The sequence below is a fragment of the uncultured Salinibacterium sp. genome, assembly GCF_963974405.1.
Classification (GTDB): Bacteria; Actinomycetota; Actinomycetes; order Actinomycetales; family Microbacteriaceae; genus Rhodoglobus.
In genome coordinates this window covers 197,519-222,353 of the sequence record NZ_CAXBBH010000002.1, presented here as the reverse complement: position 1 = coordinate 222,353, position 24,835 = coordinate 197,519, and the positions used below count along the sequence as shown (strand labels likewise).

The 24,835-nt window shown below is 61.3% G+C and carries 23 protein-coding genes and 1 tRNA gene; 2 read left to right on the top strand and 22 right to left on the bottom strand.

The features are described 5' to 3' along the window. Nucleotides 1–131: 131 nt before the first annotated feature. Complete coding sequence (locus tag AACZ26_RS09480) at nt 132–2,003, top strand: ABC transporter ATP-binding protein (protein ID WP_339621042.1); 1,872 nt, start codon at nt 132–134, stop codon at nt 2,001–2,003. A gap of 3 nt (nt 2,004–2,006) precedes the next feature. On the opposite strand, the gene AACZ26_RS09475 is transcribed toward AACZ26_RS09480, so the two are convergent. From AACZ26_RS09475 to AACZ26_RS09385, 19 genes are all read right to left on the bottom strand, one after another. Beyond that, nucleotides 2,007–2,807: an RNA methyltransferase gene (locus tag AACZ26_RS09475; protein WP_339621041.1), complete on the bottom strand. Its 801-nt coding sequence runs from the start codon at nt 2,805–2,807 to the stop codon at nt 2,007–2,009. Nucleotide 2,808: 1 nt separating this feature from the next. Continuing rightward, nucleotides 2,809–3,393, bottom strand: coding sequence for a hypothetical protein (locus AACZ26_RS09470; protein ID WP_339621039.1), 585 nt, complete (start codon nt 3,391–3,393; stop codon nt 2,809–2,811). 8 nt (nt 3,394–3,401) lie between these two features. Next, entirely contained in the window at nt 3,402–3,986 is a 585-nt protein-coding gene (locus AACZ26_RS09465; protein WP_339621038.1) for an isochorismatase family protein, read from the bottom strand. Nucleotides 3,987–4,026: 40 nt separating this feature from the next. Next, nucleotides 4,027–5,451, bottom strand: a complete 1,425-nt coding sequence (locus AACZ26_RS09460) for a D-alanyl-D-alanine carboxypeptidase (RefSeq protein WP_339621036.1) — start codon at nt 5,449–5,451, stop codon at nt 4,027–4,029. A gap of 45 nt (nt 5,452–5,496) precedes the next feature. Beyond that, nucleotides 5,497–6,318 carry a hypothetical protein gene (locus AACZ26_RS09455; RefSeq protein WP_339621034.1) on the bottom strand — a complete coding sequence of 274 codons (822 nt, stop codon included), beginning with the start codon at nt 6,316–6,318 and terminating at the stop codon, nt 5,497–5,499. Between the two features lie 216 nt (nt 6,319–6,534). Then, complete coding sequence (locus AACZ26_RS09450) at nt 6,535–7,803, bottom strand: GDSL-type esterase/lipase family protein (protein WP_339621031.1); 1,269 nt, start codon at nt 7,801–7,803, stop codon at nt 6,535–6,537. 319 nt (nt 7,804–8,122) lie between these two features. Beyond that, nucleotides 8,123–8,195 (bottom strand) — tRNA-Thr (locus tag AACZ26_RS09445). Between the two features lie 79 nt (nt 8,196–8,274). Then, nucleotides 8,275–9,843 carry an alpha/beta hydrolase gene (locus AACZ26_RS09440; RefSeq protein WP_339621028.1) on the bottom strand — a complete coding sequence of 523 codons (1,569 nt, stop codon included), beginning with the start codon at nt 9,841–9,843 and terminating at the stop codon, nt 8,275–8,277. A 16-nt stretch (nt 9,844–9,859) separates the two neighbouring features. Further along, nucleotides 9,860–11,401 (bottom strand): alpha/beta hydrolase, encoded by a 1,542-nt coding sequence (locus AACZ26_RS09435; protein WP_339621026.1) that lies wholly within the window; start codon nt 11,399–11,401, stop codon nt 9,860–9,862. Then, entirely contained in the window at nt 11,398–12,564 is a 1,167-nt protein-coding gene (locus tag AACZ26_RS09430) for a DNA polymerase III subunit delta' (RefSeq protein WP_339621024.1), read from the bottom strand. The genes AACZ26_RS09435 and AACZ26_RS09430 overlap by 4 nt, the downstream gene beginning before the upstream one ends. 9 nt (nt 12,565–12,573) lie before the next feature. After that, nucleotides 12,574–13,203: a dTMP kinase gene (gene tmk, locus AACZ26_RS09425; protein WP_339621022.1), complete on the bottom strand. Its 630-nt coding sequence runs from the start codon at nt 13,201–13,203 to the stop codon at nt 12,574–12,576. 1 nt (nt 13,204) lies between these two features. Next, complete coding sequence (gene topA, locus AACZ26_RS09420; RefSeq protein WP_339621020.1) at nt 13,205–16,027, bottom strand: type I DNA topoisomerase; 2,823 nt, start codon at nt 16,025–16,027, stop codon at nt 13,205–13,207. An 82-nt stretch (nt 16,028–16,109) separates the two neighbouring features. Next, complete coding sequence (locus AACZ26_RS09415) at nt 16,110–16,475, bottom strand: Rv3654c family TadE-like protein (protein WP_339621018.1); 366 nt, start codon at nt 16,473–16,475, stop codon at nt 16,110–16,112. Nucleotides 16,476–16,507: 32 nt separating this feature from the next. Next, nucleotides 16,508–16,873: a TadE family type IV pilus minor pilin gene (locus AACZ26_RS09410; RefSeq protein ID WP_339621016.1), complete on the bottom strand. Its 366-nt coding sequence runs from the start codon at nt 16,871–16,873 to the stop codon at nt 16,508–16,510. Between the two features lie 4 nt (nt 16,874–16,877). Continuing rightward, nucleotides 16,878–17,159: a DUF4244 domain-containing protein gene (locus AACZ26_RS09405; protein ID WP_339621014.1), complete on the bottom strand. Its 282-nt coding sequence runs from the start codon at nt 17,157–17,159 to the stop codon at nt 16,878–16,880. Nucleotides 17,160–17,263: 104 nt separating this feature from the next. Further along, entirely contained in the window at nt 17,264–18,181 is a 918-nt protein-coding gene (locus tag AACZ26_RS09400; protein WP_339621012.1) for a type II secretion system F family protein, read from the bottom strand. Continuing rightward, nucleotides 18,178–19,269, bottom strand: a complete 1,092-nt coding sequence (locus AACZ26_RS09395; RefSeq protein ID WP_339621009.1) for a TadA family conjugal transfer-associated ATPase — start codon at nt 19,267–19,269, stop codon at nt 18,178–18,180. The genes AACZ26_RS09400 and AACZ26_RS09395 overlap by 4 nt, the downstream gene beginning before the upstream one ends. 121 nt (nt 19,270–19,390) lie before the next feature. Beyond that, the gene (locus AACZ26_RS09390) at nt 19,391–19,813 is read right to left on the bottom strand and encodes an organic hydroperoxide resistance protein (protein WP_339621008.1); all 423 of its coding nucleotides are present in this window, start codon (nt 19,811–19,813) and stop codon (nt 19,391–19,393) included. Next, the gene (locus AACZ26_RS09385; protein WP_339621006.1) at nt 19,813–20,304 is read right to left on the bottom strand and encodes a MarR family transcriptional regulator; all 492 of its coding nucleotides are present in this window, start codon (nt 20,302–20,304) and stop codon (nt 19,813–19,815) included. Before AACZ26_RS09385 ends, AACZ26_RS09390 begins: the two co-directional genes overlap by 1 nt. A 353-nt stretch (nt 20,305–20,657) precedes the next feature. Here AACZ26_RS09385 and acs point away from each other — a divergent pair, with 353 nt between their 5' ends. Beyond that, nucleotides 20,658–22,622 carry an acetate--CoA ligase gene (acs, locus tag AACZ26_RS09380; protein WP_339621005.1) on the top strand — a complete coding sequence of 655 codons (1,965 nt, stop codon included), beginning with the start codon at nt 20,658–20,660 and terminating at the stop codon, nt 22,620–22,622. A 73-nt stretch (nt 22,623–22,695) separates the two neighbouring features. Here the strand turns inward: acs and AACZ26_RS09375 are convergent, their stop codons facing one another. Genes AACZ26_RS09375 through AACZ26_RS09365 form a run of 3 tightly spaced genes read right to left on the bottom strand, consistent with a single transcriptional unit; the run spans nt 22,696 to nt 24,832 of the window. Then, nucleotides 22,696–24,213 carry a UDP-N-acetylmuramoyl-L-alanyl-D-glutamate--2,6-diaminopimelate ligase gene (locus tag AACZ26_RS09375; protein ID WP_339621003.1) on the bottom strand — a complete coding sequence of 506 codons (1,518 nt, stop codon included), beginning with the start codon at nt 24,211–24,213 and terminating at the stop codon, nt 22,696–22,698. Beyond that, nucleotides 24,210–24,671, bottom strand: coding sequence for a RidA family protein (locus AACZ26_RS09370; RefSeq protein WP_339621001.1), 462 nt, complete (start codon nt 24,669–24,671; stop codon nt 24,210–24,212). The genes AACZ26_RS09375 and AACZ26_RS09370 overlap by 4 nt, the downstream gene beginning before the upstream one ends. Then, nucleotides 24,671–24,832 (bottom strand): hypothetical protein, encoded by a 162-nt coding sequence (locus AACZ26_RS09365; protein WP_339620998.1) that lies wholly within the window; start codon nt 24,830–24,832, stop codon nt 24,671–24,673. Before AACZ26_RS09365 ends, AACZ26_RS09370 begins: the two co-directional genes overlap by 1 nt. Nucleotides 24,833–24,835 lie beyond the last annotated feature (3 nt).

Sequence of the window (24,835 nt, the reverse complement as noted above, 5' to 3'; positions counted from 1 at the left end):
CCAGATACCCCGGATGTTGTACGCAGCATCCAGCGGAAAGGCTTAGTGTTTTAGAGGCTGATTGCTGATGCCGATGTCGCTGAACATTCGCGGCACCTTCGCCCTACAGTTTTGGGACAACGAGAAACTTCATGAGCTCGACTTCACACACCTCTGCTCCTCGTCGCGGACGTTCCGGATCACGCGACAACCCCGACGACGGCCCCCGCGCTAAGTTCAGCGAGCTGCTGCCCTACCTCTTTGAACACCGCAAGGTCATGATCTTTGTGATCATCTTGAGCATCCTCGGTGCTGGCGCCTCGCTCGCGCAGCCGCTGCTCGTGAGCCAGGTCATCACGATCGTTGAGGCCGGCAAATCTCTCGGCACCCTCGTGTGGCTACTCGTCGGCCTTGTCGTCGTCTCGGGCGTCATAAGTGGCTACCAGCACTACCTGCTCCAGCGCACCGGCGAGGGCGTCGTGCTCTCGAGCCGTCGTCGTTTGGTGAGCCGGATGCTCAACCTTCCTATCTCAGAATTCGACCGTCGCCGCACCGGTGACCTCGTCTCGCGCGTTGGCAGCGACACGACCCTGCTGCGCGCAGTGCTCACGCAGGGACTCGTCGAAGCTATCGGTGGTTCGATCACCTTCATCGGCGCCCTCATTGCGATGCTCATCATCGACCCCGTACTGCTGGGCCTCACGGTGCTCGTCATCGCCGTCGCGATCGTGACTGTCACGACTCTGTCGAAGCGCATCCGGGTGGCGAGCCAGAAGGCACAGCGCAAGGTCGGTGACCTGGCTGCTGCTGTAGAACGAGCCATCTCTGCGGTGCGCACGCTGCGCGCATCCAACGCCACCGAGCGTGAAATTGAGGCCGTGAACGATGACGCTCTCGGCGCGTGGAAGATGGGCATCAGCGTTGCCAAGATCTCGGCACTCGTTGTTCCGATCGCCGGAATTGCCCTGCAGGTGTCGTTCCTTGTCGTGCTCGGCGTAGGTGGTTACCGTGTTGCCAGCGGCGCCATTGAGATCGCCGACCTCGTCGCGTTCATCCTCTTCCTGTTCCTCATGATCATGCCGCTCGGCCAAGCCTTCGGCGCGGTCACGGCCGTGAACCAAGCGCTCGGTGCGCTCGGTCGCATCCAAGAGATCATCAAGCTGCCCAGCGAGCTCGAATCCGACGTCGATGTCGTTGCCGTTCCAGACATCGAATCGGATGCCGCGATCACTTTCGAGAACGTCGAATTCTCCTACCCCGACGATTCAGTTCTCGTGAAGGTCGAAACCGAACTGGCCGAACTCAAGCACGGCGGCTCAGAAGCTGCCGCCGAGGAAATCGACCTCACCGTGCTGCGCGGAGTCAGCTTCTCCGTGAAACGCGGCGAGCGCACCGCGATCGTCGGCCCCTCGGGTGCCGGCAAGAGCACCATCCTCGCCCTCATCGAACGCTTCTACGACCCCACGAGCGGTGTTCTGCGCTTGGGCGGAGCTGACCTCCGAGGGCTCAACCGCGAAGCCCTACGGTCCCAGATTGGCTATGTCGAGCAGGATGCCCCGGTTCTCGCCGGTACGCTGCGCCAGAACCTTCTCATCGGCGCGCCGAACGCGACCGACGAGGAATGCATCGCTGTGCTTGCTTCGGTGAACCTCACCGGTGTGCTCGAACGCAACCCCGCTGGTCTGGATGCCGCTGTCGGCGAAGACGGCGTGATGCTCTCCGGTGGTGAGCGTCAGCGTCTCGCTATCGCCCGAACGCTGCTCGCGGCTCCCCCGATTCTGCTGCTCGACGAATCGACCTCCAGCCTGGACGGCCTCAATGAGCAAATGCTCCGCGAAGCCATCGACGCTGTTGCCGAGAATCGCACGCTCATCGTGATCGCGCACCGACTCTCGACGGTCGTCGATTCCGACCAGATCGTCGTACTCGACAAGGGCAAGGTCGTGGGCGTGGGCACGCACTCCGAGCTCGTCAAGTCAACCCCGCTCTATAAGGACCTCGCCAAGCACCAGTTGCTCGTGTAGCGGTCACTCCACCGCGAGCGCGAACATCGCCACCGCAGCGGTCGCAGCAACATTCAGCGAGTCGATGCCGTGACGCATCGGGATTTGAACAATCGTGTCAGCAGCATCGATGGCCTCGCGAGTGAGACCGTGGCCCTCGGTGCCGAGCACGAGAGCAACCTTTTCGGGAGCATCCGCCGCATAATCACGCAGCGACACCGCACCGTCTTCAAGCGCGAGCGCAGCAATCTGAAATCCGGATGCCGCCAGCAGAGCACGGGTGTCCGTCCAGTTGCCGATGCGGGTCCACGGCACCTGCAGCACAGTTCCCATCGAGACGCGGATCGCGCGGCGGTAGAACGGGTCGGAGCACTGCTCGGTGACGAACACCGCATCCGCCCCGATTCCGGCGACCGAGCGGAAGATCGCGCCAACGTTGGTGGGATCGACGACGTTTTCGAGAATGACGATTCGGCGAGCATCCACCAATAACGCTTCGGGCGTCAGCAGCGGCGGGCGGTGCATCGACGCGATCACTCCGCGATGCAATACGTAGCCGGTCAGCTCGGCGAGCAACGATCCGTCGCCCGTGAAAATCGGGACGTCATCGCCTACGAGTTCGACAATTTCGTCAACAGAGGTTCCGAGGGCGAGCACCGAGCGCACCCGGTGGCCGGAGCGCAAGGCGCGCTGCAACACGAGGGCCGATTCAGCAAGGTAAAGACCGTGTTCGGTTGCTTGAGCTTTGCGCAACGCGACGTCGGTCTGATGCGAATAGTCAGCGAGCCGTGGGTCACTGAGCTCGGTGATGGGGATGACGGGCACGCTAAATGTCCCGACTCACGCGAATGAGAATCACGGTTCGTCCATCGGCACGCTGGCCACTTGCCGCCTCGAAACCGGGACCGGTCACCGCTTCGACGCCCTCATACAACACGAGATTGTCGAGCATGAGTACATCCACTTCCGACGCCCACGAGAGCGTCGGCGCCACACGATAATCGCCAGAACGCAAAGGATCGACGGCATCATCGGGAAGCACGACGGTGGCATACAGCAGCCCGAGCGAGCCGTCGACGGTCGCGTACTGCACCGTCTCAACCTCGACACCTTCCGGAAGGGCTATTCGAGAAAATTCCGCAATCTGTTCAGCCGAAACATCGCTACAGGGTTCTACCGACCCATCGCACAGCGAGTCGCTTGTCGGCCAGATCGCGGTGAAGACCGCGGCACCGCCCGCCACAGCAATTCCAACGACGAGTCCAAGCCCGACCAAGAGAGCCAAAAGCCGCCAGCCCAAACCCTTCCCGGGCGGCAATACTTCTGACTCGCTTCCGAAACCTGCGAGCTGAAGCTCCTCGGCATCCGGTTCTCCCGCGCCCATGCGATCCGCGTCAGCAGACTCGGTCATCGGCGACATCACGCTTCGCTAGAGACCAGCGTGATGCCCGTCTGCGCCATCGTGGCGAGAGCCGCGTCGCTCGAATCGGGCGCGACACCAGCGACGAGCCCCGTGAGAACCGAGACGTGACGGCCGCTGCCTGCAGCATCCAGAGCAGAAGCAAGCACGCAATAATCGGTGGCGAGTCCGACTACGTCAATCGTGTCGACCCGCAATCGATCCAACACAGCAGGCACAGTTTCGCCGTCATCGGTAGTGCCCTCAAAAATGGAGTAGGCAGGAACGCCCTGCCCCTTGCGCACCTGAATCCCAATGAGCGAGGTATCGAGAGCGGAGTGGTACTCCGCGCCCGGCGTGCCAGCCACGCAGTGAACCGGCCAAGTGTCAACAAAATTAGGGGCGGCATCTGTCGCAAAATGACCGCCGTTGCTGTTGTCGCCATCGTGCCAGTCACGCGACGCGATCACGACGTCATAGCGTTCGGGATTCGCGCGAAGATAATCGCTGATTCCGGCCGCAACAGCGGCACCGCCGTCGACGCCTAACGCGCCGCCCTCGGTGAAATCGTTCTGGACATCAATGATGAAGAGTGCAGCAACCACACGGCAAGTCTAAGTCGCAGTGGCCCCGACAGAAACAGCGCTAATAGTTAGAGAGGTTGCCACCGCAGGCATAAACCCCTGCGACGAGGTTATCGAGGGCCGTGCGAGCATCAGTGGAGATACCCTCGCCAATGGCATAGAACGCAAAGGCAAGCTTCGTGCCATCTTCCGCGTTCACGACCCCACCGAGCGAATGCTCCTGATTTGTCCAACCCGACTTTGCTGCAACCTGACCGGATGCCGCAGCAGCATCCCCCTCGAAGCGGTTGTAGAGGTCGCCGCTCTTGCCACCGATCGGGAGCATAGAGAATGCCGCGCCAATTGCTCCGTCGCCGTCGGCACCCTTCGCCATGAACTGAGCGACGACAAGAGGCGGAACCTGATTATTGGGGCTGAGACCCGAGCCGTCGGCGATAGTGATCGCGTCAGTGTCGGAGAGTCCGGCATCCGATAGCGCCCCCTGCATTGCTTGCGTTAGAGTGCTTGCCGCACCGCTCAATCCGGCCTTCTTGGATACTAGGCGGGCCAACGATTCAGCAATCGAATCGTCACCGCTGATCAACATCTGTTCCACGAGCACACTCACCGGCTGCGACTTCACTTCAGCCAGCACCGTGCTGCCGGCCGCTGCCCCTGTTGAGAAAGTGACCGCGGGCAAGCCAGCAGCTTGGGCAAATGCTTGACCCGCCGATTTCACCGGATCGGTGCCGCGCGGGCTGATCGCAAGAGTAGGGTCGGCACGATCACCGTTCACCATGAGTGCGGTGACATACGAGTGATAGCCACCGGTACGTTCGCGCTCAGGCCAGCTCGCGTCCCACGCATCAGCGGTAGTCCACAGCGTAGAGTCGAGCACAATTTCCGTCAGAAGCACACCGGGATGAAGCTCGTCATAACGAGTCATCGCTTGCGACGCAAGATCTGAAATCTGCGGTGCATCCCGGTAGAACGACGCATTCGTCGTCGCCAGAGTGGGGTCTCCACCCCCGACCAGAACAATCGAACCCGGCTTTGAACCATCAACAACTTTCGTGCTGATGCGAGTATCTGCCCCCAACGTCTGCAGCGCAGCAGCAGCAGTGAAGGCGGTCACAATGTGGGCGGGACTTGAGGCCTTATCTGCAGAACGGCCCCACAGCACATCACCCGAAGCGACATCCGTCACCACACCCACCAGCGACGGAAAGCTTGCGGCCGTAGCGAGAGGGTCTACCGAACAGGTGCGCACAGCAACTGCCCCGGGGATAGCATCCGGTTGGCTCCGCTGCTCTGCAGTGACTTCGTCTGGGGGGACATCAGCTGCCGAGTTAGCGGAGCCAACCGAAATTCCGGCGAATACTGCTACTCCTGCGAGTAGTGCGAATAGAACCGCTGCAACCGTTACCGCGGATGCGGTGGGGTGCTGGGCTATAAACGCGCGTATTCCTCCCGGCGCTTTCGGCTCGCTGCTGGCTGAATCAGTCACCCGGTTATAGTACCCGGGTGACTGCACTCAGCGCCCGCATGCGACCTAGCAGTACGTCCAACGTGCTGCAGCGCGGGTAAAGCTATAGGGTTCATCGATTCCACCGTGCGTCATGGCGAAAGCAATGCACGCTCCGGCAGTGCTCGCGCCGGGGCGATAAAGAGATGCGCGGTGGGCACCGGATTCCCACCACTTGGATGCAACGGTGGCTCCGCTGTTTCCCGAGCCTCCGGCAAGGTTTCCGTCACAACCGCGAGCGGGAACACCATCAGAGCGCGTAGTGCCGTTGTGCCCCCACCCGTCAAGCGGGTTCGAGCTGGGTGACTCCGCCATCCAGAAGAGGCGATCTTCCATGCAGGAATCCCAACGGAAATTAGAGAGCGGAATCGGCTGCAAGCAGTTTGCAACACGAATCGAGTTGTAGGCGTAAGCAAAAGATGAGAGGTCACCCGATGTCGTTCCAGGAACACCCTGCGAGGAACTGCGGCTCGGCGCACCCGGCACGCCACCACCGACATTGCCCGGGCACGACTGGCCTGCCGCGGCATATGCTGCGCGAATCTGAGCAACGGATGCCGTACCGCCGGTGGGCGAAGCGACAACGATCGGCTTCGGCTTGGGCACCGCTTTTTGAGCCAAGTGTTCAGAGTCAGACGTCAGTGACTTAGCTTGTGCCCTAAGGTCTGCCGCGAGCGACTCTTCTGTGATGCGCTCAACGCTGGCGACAGCAACGACGTCGACAGCTTTCTCGACCGGACCAGTAGCGGTAGAAGCAAAAAGCGGCGAACGTGCCGCTGAGTTAGCGGTTGCACTCTCAGTGAGCCCGGGCCCGCCTCCCCCGACGAACGGTACTACTCCAACTATCACGACGGTAACTAAGGCCGTTAAAAACGGAACTCTCCCCATGAAAATCGCCCCCCAGACGAATAGATCGGATGCACACCCCACTGCTTCCTATCGCCAAAGCTAGGGGCGAAGCGGCGGTTACACAAGCAAAGAACTGCGGAAACATGCGGAAATACCCGTCAATGGGGGGGTGCGGGCTACAGATAGAGCCTCTGTTTAGGGGCGCGGTGTCGGCGGCTATCCGTCTTCGGCCGTCGAGGTACCAGAGGTTCGAGGTAGGCCCATATCGTTCCACAAGCTCCAGATTTCTCGTTGAGCACGTAGCGCCATCTCACGAAGGAAAACCTCGTTAAATTCCCGCCGTCCACCTCTCGGCTCTGTGTCGAGAATGCACAACGCCCCGATCTTGACCCCGGAGGGCGCCTCGATCGGGAACCCAGCATAGAAACGAATTTTGGGCCCATCAGTCACGAAAGGGCTATTCGCAAATCGCGAATCTTGCGTGGTATCAGGAACAACCAGAGCAACGTCGTTCTCGACCGTCGTGTTGCAAAAAGAAAGATGACGAGGAACCTCTCCCGCCTCTAGGCCCGCATGCGCCAGAGTCCACTGGCGCTCCCCGTCTAGCACTGTGACAAGGGCGCTCCTCGAACCGAAGGCCCTATTCAGCTGCGACACGATTCGCTCAAGACGAGGGGTTAGCTGCTCGCGCACGCGATCTATCGCAAGTATCTTTGCTGAATGCTGTCGCTCGTGTTCGTCACTCGCGATGCGCAACTCACTGACGTTATTTTCCCTGGGCCTGTCCGCCAAGTGCGGCAGCATCCCGCCCGCTAACAGTGATGCCCACATTCGATATTGCTGTGAAGTACGGTATGCGTCGCCCGAGTCATCACGCGTCTCTAGCGACTCAACCGAAAGTGGCAGGTAGGTGACCCTCAAATCACCGTTGATCACTTCTTGCGTCACAGCGTTAAGCAGCCGCGCGTGATCATCAGCGACCATTCGCACAAATGGGCCAAAAGCGCCGATCATCTGAAAATTCGGGATTCCGACAACGAAAAGCGGCGTGGGGCGAGGGAAATTGGCCCTAAAGCCACCAACCATCGACTTCACTTGATCACGCCACTCAGAAGTCGGCGTCAATGCGAGGGCATCATTTACCCCGACCGTGACAATGACGGCGTCGTATCGCTCAGCCCCATCGGCGCACATGGCTTCCAGAACTCCCTGCGTGCCCATCTCAGGCTCGGCATCAACATCTACTTGGTAACCGTGCTTCGTATGAGCGGCCAGCTCCCGCGCCAAGGCTCCGGCAAGTCCAAGTTCATGGCTAACAACACCCCATCCCACTGCGGGACCAGATCCCACGAGCAGGAGGCGCCGAACTCCCTCTCCGGGAGCATGCCCGCTGGGATAACCACGGGGACGTGGAAGGTTTCGCGCACGCTCCTCTCCCGCTGCCACTCCGGCACGCATGAGGGGCATCAGCGGCCATCGCGGCACGTTGCCCTCGCTCAACGATGTTGAGAGATAGGTCGATAGAAACCGAGCGATTCTCATTCGTTGGGGGTGAAACAACGGTTCAGATGAGTTTGGGGGCATGCTTCAACTACTTTCGATGCGCTGACCACCGTCACAGGACAGCCAGCGCTGGCGATGGGGCCTATCATAGCCGCGATGCTCAGCCCGGCCAGCGCACCACAATAATGCATGATAAAAACCGGCATTTCTGCGGGCAATGGCGCTCGTGACGACGCGCATTCCGATAACCCAATTTTTGGCCGTGGGAGTGGTTACTCTCACCACGTTGACCGATGAATTGAGCCGCCTATCAGAATCGAACTGATGACCTTCTCATTACGAGTGAGATGCTCTACCGACTGAGCTAAGGCGGCCGGCCACATTTTCATGAGGCACAGCATGAAAGCTTAGCCGAAGTTTTGCGGTTCTATGACCCACTCGGCGAACTGAGCCTTATGCGCCACAATTCGGGTCTCCGCTCGGCACAACACCGTTGATGAAATAGGCGTCGACCGCACCATCAACGCAGTCAACACCGCCGTTGTAGGCGGTGTGTCCTTCGCCGTTGTAGGTGATCAACTGGGCGCTCTGAAGTTGCTCACTGAGCGCGACGCCCCACTCGTACGGGGTGGCAGGGTCGCCCGTTGTCGAAATGATCAGCACAGGCGGAGCGCCTTCACCTGTCAGTTCGGTGATCTCGGGCCCGATGTACTTGTAGGGCCAGTTCAGACAGGTGAGGTCACCCGTCGGCGGAAAATCACGATAGGTCGTAGGCGAGGCCTCACGCATGAGTTCTTGCTGTTCTCTGAGTACAGCCGCGTCTGTCTCAACGGGATAATCCACGCAGTAGATAGCGATGAATGCCTCTAGAGAGTTGTCGGTGTACGTGCCGTCAACGTCGCGGCTGTAGTAGAAGTCAGCCAAGAAGAACGCTGTTTCGGTCTCGCCCCGCGCCGCCTCAGAGAACAAATCATTAAGGAACGGCCACGACTCTTGAGAATAGAGCGCCGTGCTCATCGCAATATCGAGCACCCCGGCATCCATCAGCCGACCGTCCGGGGCAGCAACCGGCGAGGCATCGTAACGGTCATACAGTTCGCGAATCGTAGCCAGCGCAGCATCCACACCGCCCGTGAAAGGACAGTCATCGAACTCGGAGGGACAAGCAGCCAGATAGTTCTCCAGCGCACGCTGGAAACCCATCGTCTGCACGCGCCCTACTTCGAAGACCGAAATGGAGGAATCAGTCGCGCCGTCGAGCACAATACGGCCAACGTTCTGGGGAAAGTTCTCGATGTAGTACGTCCCGATGTCGCTGCCATAGGAGTACCCCAGGTACTGCAACTTCTCGTCGCCGACGATCGCGCGCAACATGTCGAGGTCATGCACGGTGCTCTGGGTATCAATGAACTGTAGAACCGGACCAGTGTTCTCGAGGCACGCTTGACCGAAATCGATCGCCGCTTGCTCGCTCTCCGCAAGCCATTCATCACTGCCCACCGCGGCATCCGGAATGCCAAAAATGAAGTCATCGAGGCCAGCATCGTCGAAGCACGTCACGGGAGTAGACCGCCCAACACCGCGAGGGTCCCACCCGATCACGTCAAAGTTCTCGCGCAAGTTCGCGCTCACCGCGAAATCGACGTCATCGTGGATGAGATCGAAACCGGAGGCGCCCGGCCCGCCAGGATTCACAAACAGCGAGCCCTGACTCTTACCGGTCGCCTTGTGACGAGCCAACGCTAAGGTGATATCGGTCTCGGACGACGGATTTGCCCAGTCCATCGGCGCCTTCGCCGTCGCGCACTCAGCACCATTGTCACAATCAATCCACGTTAGTACTTGCCCGTAGTAGGGAGCCAGCTCGGCAGAAACAGCCTCGCCCGTAGGCTCCGAGCTCTCTCCAAAGAGCCCCGGCAACAGGTTCGCGCATCCACTCAGCAACACCGTCAGGGCGAGAGCCGGCACCACGAGGGCGAGCCTGCGAGCGCGAGAGGCGGGGGCAGCAGCGATGGAGTTCACGGCCTGAGCCTAGCGGTTAGCAGTTCGGATCGGAGTCCGGAACTTCGCCCCTGAGGAGAAAGTCTTCCACCGCACCGTTCACGCACTCATTCGACTTGTTGTACGCGGTGTGGCCCTCACCGTTATACGTGATCAAGTGACCAGAGTCGAGATTATCGGCGACTGTGACCGCCCACTCGTACGGGGTAGCTGGATCGTTAGTGGTGCCGATAACCAGCATGTCCGCAGCATCGGGAGCAGCAATCGAAGTGCGGTCCCGCTTCGCCTCAGCAGGCCAGTTTGCGCAACCCGGGTCGCCAAACGACATCTGCGGCCCAAAAATCGGAGCCGCGACGGCAAGCTCGGCGGCCTGCTCACGCATTCTTTCGTTGTCTGCTGGCTCTCGGGCATCCAAACAATTGATAGCGATGAAGGCTTCGGTTTGGTTCTCGGCATAGGTGCCGTCATCACTGCGACCGTTGTAGTTATCGGCCAGATCGAAAGCGATAGACGCATCGCCCTGCATCACCGTGGTGAAGAGCTGACGCAAGTAAGCCCAGTTGGCCTGGCTGTACAGCGGCAGAATAATTGCCGTGAACATCGTGCCGCTGCCAAGCTTGCGGCCATCGGCGTTTGTGAGCGGGCTCTTGTCGAGCCGCTCAAGCAGCGTGCGAATGGTGGCTCGAGATTGTTCAACCGATCCGGCGAAAGGGCAATCGCTCGCGCCAGCACAGTCTGCAAGGAACGCATCAAGGGCGCCCTCGAAACCTTGAGCTTGCGCTTTAGTTGCCTCAAATTCGGATGCCGCGGGGTCGACCGCACCGTCAAAAACGAGTCGCCCCGTCTTCTCCGGGAACAACTCGGCGTAGACCTGCCCAAGCAACGTTCCATAGGAGTAGCCCAAATAGTTGAGCGTCTCATCGCCGAGCGCAGCGCGCAGCATGTCCATATCTCGAGCAGCACTCGGGGTATCAACGAACCCTAGAAGCGGACCCGTTTCTTCACTGCATCGCTGAGCGAACTGGGCAGACGCTTCGGTTGAGGCAGCAATCCATTCATCGCTGCCCCTCTCCCCCGGAGTGATGCCATAAATGTAGGCATCGAGTTCAGCCGGGTCGGAATAACACGACACCGGCGTCGAACGGTTAACCCCACGAGGGTCGAAACCGACCACATCGAACTGAGACTGCACAGCCTCACTCGTGGCGTAATCCACGCTGTCTGCAATGAAGTCGAACCCAGAGCCCCCAGGCCCACCCGGGTTTACCAACAAAGAACCAAGACGGTCACTGCCGCGCGCTGTTTGCCGCACCAAAGCAAGATCGATCGTGTCGCCCTCGGGAGCTTGCCAATCCACCGGAGCGATCGCCGTGGCGCACTGCAGGTTGTCCCCGCAGGTCGACCAGTCAAGAACCTGCGCATAGAACTTCTCCAAGCCCGGCGCAACGGCCTCGCCCGTCGGCGTCGACGTGGTCGACGATTCCGTGGGCATAAACCACGAAACGCACCCGCTCAGCAGCAGCGAAACGGAGAGCGCCGCCGCCGTTATCGCCGTGATGCGGACACCACGACGGCTCATGCACCACGCCCCGACACGGCCACCTTCACGAGCATCGCTTCAAGGGCAAGCGCTGGTGCAACGTTGCTTTCGATACGACGACGCGCCTCTGCGATGCCATCCATGATGGCTAGCGTCGACGGCGCAGTGGTGCGGTTCGCGACCGACATGAGATTGTTGACAATGCTGAGGTTAATGAGTTCTCCTGGGGCGCCGATCTGAGTCAACAGGATGTCGCGATACAGCGACAACAGGTCGACCATGATGCGGTCAATACCGTCACGCAAGCTGCGTGTCGCGCGGCGTTTCTGATCTTCTTCGAGGTTCTTCAACTGCACGCGCAGCGCTGGAGGAACTGTTCCTCCGGGGGCGACACCGAGCGAGCGCAGAGCACTCTCACGCTCTTGCGCATCTTTCTCTTCGGTGATGGCTGCAGCATCCGCTTTCGCCAGTTCGAGCAGCGACGACGCCGCAATCACGGCATCAGACACGGTGCGGATATTGAGCACCGTGGTGAGCGCAAGTTCACGTCGTTCACGGGCCTCCGCATTGGTGGCGAGACGGTGTGCCATGCCGATGTGGCTTTGCGCTTCTCGCGCGGCACGCAGGGCAATATCGGGTGCGACGCCATCGCGGTCCTGCAGCAGCTGGGCGACATCTTCAATAGCGGGTGTGCGAAGTCGCACGCTGCGCACCCGGGAGCGGATAGTAGGGATGAGGTCTGCTTCACTGGGGGCGCAGAGGATCCACACGGTGCGCGGTGGCGGCTCTTCGAGGGCTTTCAGGAGCACGTTGGAGGTGCGTTCAACCATGCGGTCGGCATCTTCGATGATCATCACGCGGTAGTGGCCGACGGAGGGTGAGAACTGCGAGGAGGCGACAAGTTTGCGTACTTCATCGATGGAGATGATGACTCGTTCGGTGCTGAGTACGCTCAGGTCGGGGTGCGTGCGGGCGACCACTTGTTTGTAGACCGATTCTTCGGTCTCTTCACCGCGGGTGCCGAGCAGGGCAGCCGCGAAGGCGTAGGCAATATTGGAGCGGCCAGACCCGGGTGGTCCCGTGATCAGCCACGAATGCGTCATGGACGATTCGCCTGTGCTGCCCAGCGCCGATGACGATGCAGCAGCCTCCAGAACGGCGATCGCTTCAGCTTGACCCGTCAGGCCTTCCCACAACGACATGCGTTCAGTCTAGGCGGGTTGCGGGAGGTGATTCTGGATGCGCTCACGGATCGCTGTCGCGATCTCGGTGATGTCGCGGGCAGCATCCACAACCAGAATGCGGTCGGGTTCTTGAGCGGCCCGCTTGAGGAACGCATCGCGCACTCGGGTGTGAAATTCTTGCTTTTCGGCTTCGAGGCGATCGTAGCGGGTGCGAGCGCTGTCGAGTCGCTTACGGGAGTCGGCAGGGTCGAGGTCAAGAAGTACGGTCACGTCGGGCAGCAAATTCTGCGTTGCCCACAGCGACAGCTCGCGCACCTCGTCAGCACCGAGAACTCGACCGGCTCCCTGATAAGCCTCGGAAGAGTCGATGTAGCGATCCTGTACGACAATGTCTCCGCGTTCGAGCGCCGGACGCACCACGGTAGCGATGTGGTGGGCGCGGTCGGCCGCATAGATGAGCGCTTCAGCGCGCGGGTCCATGTCTCCGCGTCGGTGCAACACAATCTCTCGCAGTTCTAGCCCGAGTTCAGTGCCGCCGGGTTCACGCGTGACGACAACGGTGTGGCCAGCTTCGGTGAGCCAGTCCACGAGAAGCTGCGACTGCGTGGTCTTGCCTGCGCCGTCGCCGCCCTCGAGGGTGATGAAAAGCCCAGGCACGCTACTGCGCTTCAGGTGGCGCCGAAGCAGCAGTCTTTGACGCAGACGGCTTCTTCGCAGCAGGCTTCTTGGTTGCCGTGGTCTTGGTTGCCGTCGTCTTAGCCGCCGCAGTCTTCGCTGCAGGCTTCTTCGCTGCTGGTTTCTTGGCGGCGGGCTTCTTGGCTGCCGTCTTGCGCTTGACCGGTCCCTTGGCTCGCTTGTCGGCGAGCAGTTGCACGGCACGCTCGAAGTCGATATCTTCGACGGTTTCGCCGCGGGGGATGGTGGCGTTGGTGGTGCCATCGGTCACGTAGGCACCGAAGCGACCATCCTTGATCTTGATCGGTTTTTCGCTCACTGGGTCAGCGTCAAACTCCTTGAGAGCACTGGATGCTGCGCGGTTGCCGTATTTGGGCTGGGCGTAGAGCTCAACGGCTCCCGCTACGTCGATGTCGAAGATGAGATCTTCGCTCGGTAGCGAGCGCGTGTCGGTGCCTTTCTTCAGGTAGGGGCCGTAGCGTCCGTTTTGTGCCGTGATTTCGGCACCAGATTCGGGGTCAACTCCTACGACGCGAGGCAAGCTGAGCAGCTTGAGCGCGGTGTCGAGGTCGACGGTGTCGAGATCCATGGTCTTGAAGATGGATGCCGTGCGCGGTTTCACCGCCGCGACCTTTTTCGGCTTTTTGGCCTTCTTCACTTCGCCGGTCTTGGGGTCGATCTCTTCGACGGGCTCAGGAGCGGGCTCGGGTTCTGGTTCGAGCTCGGTCACGTAGGGTCCGAAACGGCCATCCTTTGCGACGATCTCTTTGCCGTTCTCCGGGTTGACTCCGATAACACGGTCGCCGACGACGGGTGCGTCGATCAGTTCGATGGCTTTGGCGAGCGTGAGTTCGTCGGGCGCCAGCGCTTCGGGAATGTTGACTCGACGCGGCTTTTCGGGGTCGTCGCTCGGGGTTTCTAGGTAGGGACCGTATTTTCCGATGCGCAGTGTCACGTCATCCGACAGCTTCATCGAGTTGATTTCTTTGGCATCGATTTCGCCGAGGTTGTCGATGACGGTACGCAGGCCCCGGTACTTTTCGTCACCAAAGTAGAACGATTGCAGCCATTCGACACGGTTCTGGCTGCCGCCAGCGATCCGGTCGAGGTCGTCTTCCATTCCTGCTGTGAAGTCGTACTGCACGAGGTCGCCGAAATATTCTTCGAGCAAACGGATGACCGAGAAGGCGATCCAGTTAGGCACGAGTGCCTGGCCGCGTGGGGTGATGTAACCGCGGTCGATGATCGTGGAGATGATCGACGCGTATGTTGACGGACGACCGATGCCGAGCTCTTCGAGCTTCTTGACGAGGCTGGCTTCGGTGTAGCGCGGGGGCGGGCTGGTCTCGTGGCCTTTGGCCTCAAGGTCGAGCAGTGTGAGCGTCTGCCCTTCCTTGAGAGGAGGGAGCTTCGCCTCTTTGGGCTCTGCCGTGGCGTTGCGCTCTTCGTCTTGGCCCTCTTCGTAGGCCTGCATGAAACCGCGGAAGGTGATGATGGTTCCGCTGGCCGAGAATTCGGCAACGGGAGCTTCACCGGCAGCGATCGTGATGGATGCCGTTGACCCCTTCGCGTCTGCCATTTGAGAAGCGACGGTGCGCTTCCAGATGAGTTCGTAGAGCTTGAAGTCGTTTCCGCGCAGCGTGGACTGCAGTTCGCTCGGCGTGCGGAAGGTGTCGCCCGAGGGACGAATAGCTTCGTGGGCTTCTTGAGCGTTCTTGCTTTTGCTCGCGTAAACGCGCGGCTTGTCTGGCACGGCATCGGCACCGTAGAGCGCGACAGCTTGAGTGCGAGCGGCGGTGATGGCTTGCTGCGAAAGCGACGAGGAGTCGGTTCGCATGTAGGTGATGTAACCGTTTTCGTAGAGCGATTGTGCAACGCTCATGGTTTGGCGGGCGGAGTAGCGCAGCTTGCGGCCCGCCTCCTGCTGCAGCGTTGAGGTGGTGAAGGGTGCTGCGGGGCGACGAGTGTATGGCTTGGTTTCGACCGTTTTTACGGTGATGGTGGTGCTCGGCATCCGCAGGGCGTCTGCGAGGGTGTGAGCGGCTTTTTCGTCGAGGGCTACCGCGTCGCCTTTGAGGTTTCCGCGGTCATCGAAGTCGCGACCAGCAGCGACACGCTTGCCGTCGAGGCGAACGAGCTTTGATTCGAAGCCGTTGGTTTCGGTGTCGGGCGAGAGCTGGGCGATGAGGTCCCAGTAGTTGGCGGTGATGAAGGCGAGGCGTTCGCGTTCGCGTTCGACGACGAGGCGGGTTGCGGCGGACTGCACGCGGCCTGCCGAGAGTCCGGGGCCGACTTTGCGCCAGAGCACTGGGGAGATTTCGTAGCCGTAGAGACGGTCGAGGATGCGGCGGGTTTCTTGAGCGTCAACGAGGGCGGTGTCGACGTCGCGGGTGTTGTTGATGGCCGCTTCGATGGCGTCTTCGGTGATCTCGTGGAACACCATGCGCTTGACGGGAACTTTGGGTTTCAGCACTTGAAGGAGGTGCCACGCGATGGCTTCTCCTTCGCGGTCCTCATCAGTTGCGAGGTAGAGCTCGTTGGCCCCGCTGAGTGCTTTCTTGAGTTCGCTGACCGTTTTCTTTTTGGCGTCGGAGACGACGTAGTAGGGCTCAAAGCCGTTTTCGACGTCGACGGAGAACTTGCCGAGGGATCCCCTTTTGAGTTCGGGCGGCAGGTTGCGCGGTTCGACGAGGTCACGGATGTGGCCGACGGAGGACAGCACGTCGTAGTCGTCACCGAGGTACTTTGAGATCGTTTTGGCCTTGGTGGGCGACTCAACGATGACAAGCTTTTTGGTGCCAGACACGGGACTCCTTGAATGATGACGCACTAGACCGGTGGCAGCGCCACTGTCAGCGACACAATACACACACCGACCGCTCAGTTGCCTAATCCGCCCCGGTTGGGGGTGGGCCTGCTGTCGCGCTCGTTGTGACCAGTATGCCGAGGATGCGGCGACTTGCGGTAACTGTCACGATACGCCCATCTACTGTGCACTCCTCTATATGGGCGTCATTTACGCGTGCGAGCAGTGCGGCGTTCTCGCACGGGTAGCCGCCGACCAGGCCACTGGCGGTATCGGCGGCGGCGAGAGCCGCGGCATCGGTGGCAGCAGACAGCGCGTGGCGAACGCTGAGCGCCCAGTAAAGAGGAATGACGAGTGCGGCGATCGCAATCACGGTGGCAACGAGACCGACCATCAGGAGTGTTCCCGCACCACGTTGCTCTCGCAGTAGCTCGCGCCATTTACACACCAGCACCCTTGCGTGCGCTTGCCTTGCGCCCATTACTTGCCGCCCGCGAGTGCGCAACTGCTGGCGCTGAGAGTGATTGGCAACAGCCCGAGCAGCGCATTGCGCGCGGGAGCCCTGACAGTGGCGCATACAAGGTTGTCGCGCTGATAGGAACTGAGCTGGGCAGAAGCGACGAGGGCGGATGCGGTTGCCGCGACGGTTCCGGGGCTTTCGTCTCGAGCGAGGCTCCGCGCCGACGCGGCTGCCGCATCCTGCAGGCGGACTTGCAGCCCGGCGAGTTGCACGCCGCTGAGGCAACACACGAGTACGAGAGCAACGGCGGGCAGCGCCAGCGCAAATTCTGCGGTAACGCTGCCACGCTCGTTGATCAGCAGTGACGCGGGCCGTCGATTTGGCACGTCCTCACGCGGGGATGGAGAGTGCACTGCGAACGATGTCGGTGAGCATTCCGCGTACTTCGCCGGAGCGCAACACGACCACGAGCAGTCCGGCGAAGCCCACCGCCGCAAGGGTCGTGATGGCGTACTCGGCGGTTGCTGCACCGCGTTCGGAGCGCAGTCGGCCGCGAACGAACGAGCGAGCCTGCCGCGCTCGCATCGCCGGCCCCTTATCCCCCAAGAAATGGTGGCGACGGACACGGCCCGGTGTGAGAGTCGGCAAGGGAACGAGGTACGGATCATTCATGGGGTACTCCTTCACGCGCTTTCGCGCAGTCTGCGGCCGAGTGCTTCCAGCCTGCCGATAGCCCGCCTCAGGCGGGCCAGCCGCGTCTAATGTGTGGAACACGGTCAGAACCCCTCAACGGTGGATGAGATGACCGCGACCATGAGCGGCAGCACTCCGAGCACCATGAAGGCGGGCAGCACGCACAGCCCAAGCGGGAGCATGAGGTGCACGGAGAGCGCGGCGGCGGCAGCCCGGGCATCCGCATCGGCGTGAAGTCGCAGCTCATCGGCTTCGGCCTGCAAGAGCTCGGCAGCGGGCACGCCTGCGTCGTGAGAGAGCTGCAGGACTTCGTCGAGATGGTCGCCATCACCGGGCAACTCGAAGCGCTCGAGTGCCAAGGAGACTATGTCGCGGGCGTGCACGAGCGAGCCGCCACCTGAAACCGCAACCGCCATGAGTTCGCACTCGAGCCCCGGCGCTGCCCGCGTGGGCGTCGCCGAGCGCACGAGTCGCCGGTTCCACCGCACGGCCACGAGAATCAAGGCACCGCCAACCACAATGCAGCCCCAGCCGATCGGGGTGGTGAAGAGCACCCCGAGGGTGTCGAACCCGAGAAGCGCTCCAAAGAGGAGGCCGATTGCGGGCAGCGCGAGAACCATGCGCGCGGTTGAGACGGGGGCGGCTAAGGCGGTGGCCACTTCGCGCTGGATGTGCACGAGCATCCGCAAAGCGCGCGCGTGGGTACGCAGCGCGCTGGCTAACGGAGCCCCGACTTGCCCGGCAACGAACCAGGCTGCCGCGAGTGAGTTCCACGCCTGCCTGTCTAGTAGCGGCAGGTCGGCGGATGCCCGATAGATCCGTTCTGGTGCGCCTGCTGATTCACTGCTTTCCACCGCTACCGCCGCGGCAATGCTGTTCTTGGCTTTGCCGCGCGCGACGTGCCGCCATGCCGAAGTGGGAGTCAGGCCTGCGTGCAGCAGTACGGCAAGACGTTGGGTGGTGCTGGCAACGTCGGGCAGTTGACTCGGTGGCGTTTTCATTCGGTTTCGGCGATGGTGAGGCGGTCGTTGTCGTCGAGTTCGAGGTGGCCGAGGTGGGTGAGCCTGCGGCGGCCGTCGACGCGGTCGATGTGGAGTACGGCTCCGATGGCGCTGACCGCTTGGCGTGCGATGGCGGTGGCATCGAGTCCGGCGAGCGCTCCGAGGGCTTCGAGCCGACTGGGGACGTCGCGCAGGGAGTTGGCGTGCAGGGTTCCGGCGCCACCGTCGTGGCCGGTGTTGAGGGCACTGAGGAGTTCGCGAATTTCTGCTCCGCGACACTCGCCGACGACGAGGCGGTCAGGGCGCATGCGGAGCGCCTCGCGCACGAGGGCGGGCAGCCCGTAACCTCCGGCACCTTCGAGGTTTGCTTGACGAGCTTCAAGCGAGACGAAGTGGGGGTGCTCGACGCGGAGTTCCGCGACGTCTTCTATGGCGACGATACGTTCTGTTGCGGATGCTGCGGCGAGGAAAGCGCCCAGGAAGGTTGTTTTGCCTGCTCCTGAAGCGCCAGAGATAAGCACGTTCTCGCGCTGTTCGATGAGTGTCTGAATGCGCTCGAGCGGCACGTCGTTGAAGAAGCCAGCGAAGTCGAGTTCCTTGAGCCCGAAAGGTTCTCGACTGGGCACCCGGATGGAGAGCAATGTGCCCGTGGAGGAGATCGGGGGCAGCACGGCGTGCACGCGCACCCCACCGGCGAGCCGAACATCCACGCACGGTGTTGCTTCGTCAATGTGCCTGCCACCGAGGTTGATGAGGCGAACGGCGAGCGCCCGCAGGTCGGCTTCGGTCATCCCGACGTCGCCGGCGGGTTCGAGCCCGGCTCCGCGGTCGATCCAGACATGGTGGGCACCGTTGACGAAGACATCGGTGGTGTTGGGGCGACCGACATAGGGTGCGAGCGGTCCGAAGTCGTGCAGGGAGTTCGCGGCCGATACGGGAGCGGATGGAGCGGCCGCAGCAGGCGATGACTCGGCGCCGGGACTCCCGCTGTTTTTCGCACGAGGGTGGCGAGGAACTCCGGGTTCGGCGGTGAGCAACCGGCGAGCGACAAAAGGGACAGGGTCGGAGGAGCGCGAAGTGTCAGTCACGCAGCCACGCTAGGCACTGCTGCGGCGCCGGCGAACGTCACTCCCCTCCCGAACGAACGAAGCACTCCCCCTCGCCGTTGGGGAGGAGGAGTGCTTCGCATCACACTAAGTTCAGGGCCGACTAGTCCTGAGCGACGGTGATGGTGACGTCGATATTGCCGCGCGTGGCGTTGGAGTACGGGCAGACCTGGTGGGCAGCATCCGCGAGGGCTTGTGCTTCATCCTGTGCGAGGTTCGGAATGATCACCTCGAGCTCGACGGCGAGCTTGAAACCGCCGTCGTCGGTGGGAAGCAAGTGCACGGCACTGCCCACTGACGAGTGCTCGATGGCAATCTTCTTTGTGCGGGCCACAAGCTGAAGCGCCGAGTGGAAGCACGCGGCGTAGCCGGCGGCGAACAACTCTTCTGGGTTGCCCCCGTTGCCCGAGCCACCCATCGCCTTGGGGGTAGCCAGATCGAGGTCGACGGTGCCGGATGTGGTGGTGACGTGGCCGTTACGGCCAGCGCCGGTCGAGAGAGCTTCTGCAGTGTAAAGGGCGTCCATTAGTTCTGCCTTTCGATGACATTAACTCCAACAGCGGGTGCGTTGGAGAGGTTCGAGGTGACGTGATGCAGCGTCGAGAGCGTCGACGTAAATTCGGGGATGGTGATGTTTGTGGCTTCGGCGATGCACCTGGGGATGTGCGCCAATTGCTCGTGCAGGCCCAGCCCGAGATCGGTGACCGTGACAACCACTCGGCGCTCGTCGGAAACGGAACGCACTCGCGACACGAAACCGCGGTCTTCGAGCCGCTTGACCAGCGGGGACGTCGTGCCCAAATCGAGCATGAGCTTGTCTGCGAGCTCGCTCACGGTCAGAGACTGTCGCTCCCACAACACGATGAGCACTAAGTACTGCGGGTAGGTGAGTGACCACGGGGCGAGGAGCGCAGTGTAGCGGCGATTGGTGGCCCTCGCTGCGGCATAAAGCCCGAAGCAGAGCATGCTGTCGAGGGCTGAGGGTGCCTTCTCTTTCGTGCTCTGTGTGTCATCCATAGAAATAGCTTTGCATACAAATACTTTGTGCACAAAACACTGGGAGCGCACAACCCCAAACTCTCAGCCAGCACACGCCAACAATGTCTCGCTCAAGAGGGAGGGGTCTCGTTAAAGAGACAAGAGGGAGAGGTCCCGTTAAAGAGAGAGGGGCGGCGCCCAGTGGGGGGAAAGGGCGCCGCCGCAGCGGCCGACGATTGGGGGGAATCGTATTGGCCGCTTGCTGAACTTGCGCCCAGCGACTTTCAGTGTAACGCAACGCTATGTGCCCGCAATGGAGGTTCTAGAATCGGTGGAATACTTTCAGAAAGCACGTGATCAAGAAACGTCATCACACGATCGAAGAGGATCAAATGCCCAGCAATTCAATCGACAGTCTCCTGCACGAATCTCGCCGTTTTGCCCCGTCAGAGGCCTTTTCTGCTGCCTCGGAGGCGAGCGCCGACCTCTACTCCTCAGCAAAAGAGGACCGTGTGGAGTTCTGGGCCGATAAAGCTCGGGAGTACATCCACTGGCACAAGCCATTCACCGAAACCCTAGATTGGTCTACCCCGCCCTTCGCTAAATGGTTCGCCGATGGCGAGCTCAACGTGGCCTACAACTGCCTCGACCGGCACGTTCTCGCAGGCAATGGCGACCGTGTCGCGATCCACTGGGAGGGCGAGCCAGGCGACAGCCGCAGCATCACCTATGCGGAACTGACAGCAGAGGTCAAGCGTGCCGCGAACGCTATGGCCGCTCTTGGCGTCACGCAGGGCGATGTCGTCGCGATCTACATGCCCCTCGTGCCCGAAGCCATCATCGCGATGCTCGCCACTGTGCGACTAGGGGCCGCTCACTCCGTCGTCTTCGGCGGATTTAGCGCCGAAAGCCTCCGCAGCCGCATCGACGACGCGAGCGCCAAGCTTGTCGTCACAGCCGACGGCGGCTGGCGCAAAGGCAAAGTCTTCCCCCTCAAAGCGGCAGTGGATGCCGCACTCGCCAACGGGGAATCCAGCGTCACGAATGTGTTGGTCGTCAAGCGCGGCGACAACGAAGTCGAGTGGACCGAGGGTCGCGATCTGTGGTGGCACGATCAGATTGAGGCAGCGGAGCCCGAGCATGAGGCACAGGCGTTCCCCGCCGAGAACCCGCTCTTTGTGCTCTACACCTCGGGCACGACGGGCAAGCCGAAGGGCATCCTCCACACGAGTGGTGGCTACCTCACGCAGGCGGCGTTCACGCATAAGAACGTCTTCGACCTCAAGCCAGAAACTGACGTGTACTGGTGCACGGCAGACGTCGGTTGGATCACCGGCCACACGTACGTGACCTACGGTCCTCTCGCTAACGGTGCAACGCAAGTGCTCTACGAGGGCACCCCCGATGCCCCGAACCCCGGCCGCTGGTGGGAGATCATCCAGAAGTTTGGCGTGAGCATTTTTTACACGGCGCCGACGGCTATCCGTTCCTTCATGAAGGCGGGGCGTCAGATTCCGGAGCAGTACGATCTGAGCTCGATTCGCGTGCTTGGTTCGGTGGGCGAGCCCATCAACCCTGAGGCCTGGATTTGGTACCGCGATGTGATCGGTGGCGGTTCCGCACCGATCGTCGACACGTGGTGGCAGACCGAGACGGGCGCGATCATGGTGTCCGCACTGCCGGGGCTCACGACGCTCAAGCCGGGTTCGGCGCAAGTGCCAATTCCCGGAATCAAGATCGACATCCTCGGTGAGGATGGCACTCGTGTTGATCCGCCCAACGGCGGACTGCTCGTGGTGTCTGAACCGTGGCCAGCGATGCTGCGCGGCATTTGGGGCGACCCTGAGCGTTTCAAGGAAACCTACTGGTCGAAGTTCGAGCACCTCGATACGCCCAAGTATTTCGCGGGCGACGGAGCCCATGTTGACGAGGATGGTGACATTTGGCTGCTTGGCCGGGTCGACGACGTTATGAATGTCTCCGGGCACCGCCTGTCGACTACGGAAATCGAGTCCGCTCTCGTCTCTAACCCGATCGTCGCAGAAGCCGCAGTGGTGGGGGCAGCGGATGAAGCAACGGGCCAAGCCGTCGTCGCCTTCGTCATCATCAAGTCGAATCAGGAGCACGCGCAAACCGCTGCCGAAGCAAGCGCGCTACTTCGTCAACACGTCGCGAAAGAAATCGGTGCGATCGCCCGCCCACGCGAGATCTTTATCGTCGCCGAGCTGCCCAAAACGCGTTCGGGCAAGATCATGCGTCGACTGCTTCAGGATGTTGCAGAGGGTCGTGAGATCGGGGATACGACAACGCTCGCCGACACGACAGTGATGCAAATCATCTCGGACAAGCTCAACTAACTCCGCGGAGCAATAACAAAGGCCGGGTCGCGTTGGGCCCGGCCTTTGTTATAAATTGCGCACTGAGTTTCCGCTACTTCGCGCGCTCCTTGAGCAAGCGAATTGCCGTATCAAGATCGCTGAACGGCACGCGCTCATCGCCGATGATTTGGTACGGTTCGTGACCCTTGCCCTGCAAGAGCACCACGTCATCCGGATTCGCAGCATCGATCGCGTAGGCGATCGCAGTCGCACGGTCACGAATTTCGACTACCCGTTCAGGATGCTCGAAGCCCGCCCGAATGTGCGCCACGATCTGATCGCCATCCTCGTTATGCACGTCATCATCGGTGACCACAATAAGGTCGGAACCGCTCTCGACAATCCGCGCCATTTCGGGCCGCTTGCCCGGGTCGCGGTCGCCCGTTGCCCCGAACACTGTCACGATGCGGGTGTGGCCCGACTCGCGCAGAGCCGTCACGGCCTGACGCACTGCATCAGGCGTGTGCCCAGCATCCACAACGACCAACGGAAGTTGGTCATTTTCACGGATGCGGGTCATGCGACCCAGCACCGGCTCGAGCGGTTCCAATACCTCGGCGATCGCTCGCGGCTCAACTCCTTGAGCCCACAGCACTGCTGCGCAAGTAAGCAGGTTGTCGACGTTGAAGCGACCAATCAGTCCGCTCGACACGTGGTTGCTTTCGCCGTCGATCACGAGATCGAACTCGAGTCCTTCGGTCGTGAGTTGCACGTTGTCGGCGCGCACGCTCGCCTCGGCGTGACCGTGGGAGGTCATTCCGATGGCGCGCATGGCCGCCGGAACGGTGTTGTGGAAGTGGTCGAGCGCCGCAGCATCATCCAGGTTGAGCAGCGCGGTTGTCACGCCGGGAAGCGTGAAAATCTTCGCCTTCTGCGCTGCGTATTCCTCCATCGAGCCGTGATAGTCGAGGTGATCGCGCGTAAAGTTCGTGAACGCCACGATGTCGAACTCGACACCATCGACGCGACGCTGTTCGAGCGCATGGGAGCTGACTTCCATGGCAACATTCGTGACGCCAGCACGGCTGAAGTCGTCCAAGAATTGGTGAACTGCAGTGACTTGCGGAGTCGTCATCCCCATGTTGATGCGACGCTCACCGGTAATGCCAGCACCGAGAGTGCCAATCGTGGCCGAACTCGTGCCAAGTCGCGCCCACGCCTGAGTGAGCAAATGTGCGGTCGATGTCTTGCCGTTGGTCCCCGTGATGCCCACCATTGCCATCGCTGCAGACGGATGCCCGAGAAAGGCATCTGCCCGAACGCCGATGATGTCGCGCAGGTCCGCGATCGCGTACACCCGCTCATCCAGTGCAACGCCCTCGGCCGCTTTCGCGTCGACGAGCACCGCGACAGCACCCTGGGCGAGCGCCGCGTCGATGTATGGCAGCGCCGACGACGCACTCGTTCCAATCGCCACGAACACGTCATCCGCGCCCGCTTCTCGGCTGTCTTGAACCAGGCGGCGTGCCTGAAGCGTGACTCCGCGGTGCTTCGCATCCCACTGGCCAAGATCTAGCGGGCGCAGCGGCGCGTTCTCCCCGGCCTGGCCGGGGTACCACACTTCGATCACGCGAACTCGAAAACGAACTCGACTTCAACCGGAGCGTCGAGAGGCAATACAGCAACGCCAACGGCGCTGCGAGCATGCTTCCCGGTTTCGCCGAAAATCTCCACGAGAAGTTCCGAAGCTCCATTGATGACGCCGGGCTGGCCCGTAAAACTGGGGTCAGACGCAACAAAGCCGACGACTTTCACTACGCGCGTGATGCGGTCGAGAGATCCAATCGCACCCTTCGCTGCAGCAAGGCCATTCAACACACACGTCTTGGCGTATTCGTGGGCTGCAGCAGCATCCACTTCAGCCCCGACCTTGCCTGTGGCAGGAAGCACGCCGTCGACCATCGGAAGCTGGCCCGCCGTGTACACGAGGTTTCCCGACACCATTGCTGGCAAATAGGCAGCGAGCGGTTTTGAGGTCTCGGGGACGCTCAGTCCCAACTCTGCGAGCCGTTCATCGAGCTGCGACATTACTTGCTCTCTTCCTTGATCCGTTTGAAATAAGCGACCGGTCCCCCTTCAGGGCCGGTGCCCACCTGCACAAGTTCCCACCCCTCAGAACCCCAGTTATTGAGGATGGCGGTGGAATTGTGCACCATCAGCGGTGTAGTCAGGTACTCCCAGTTGGGCATTTT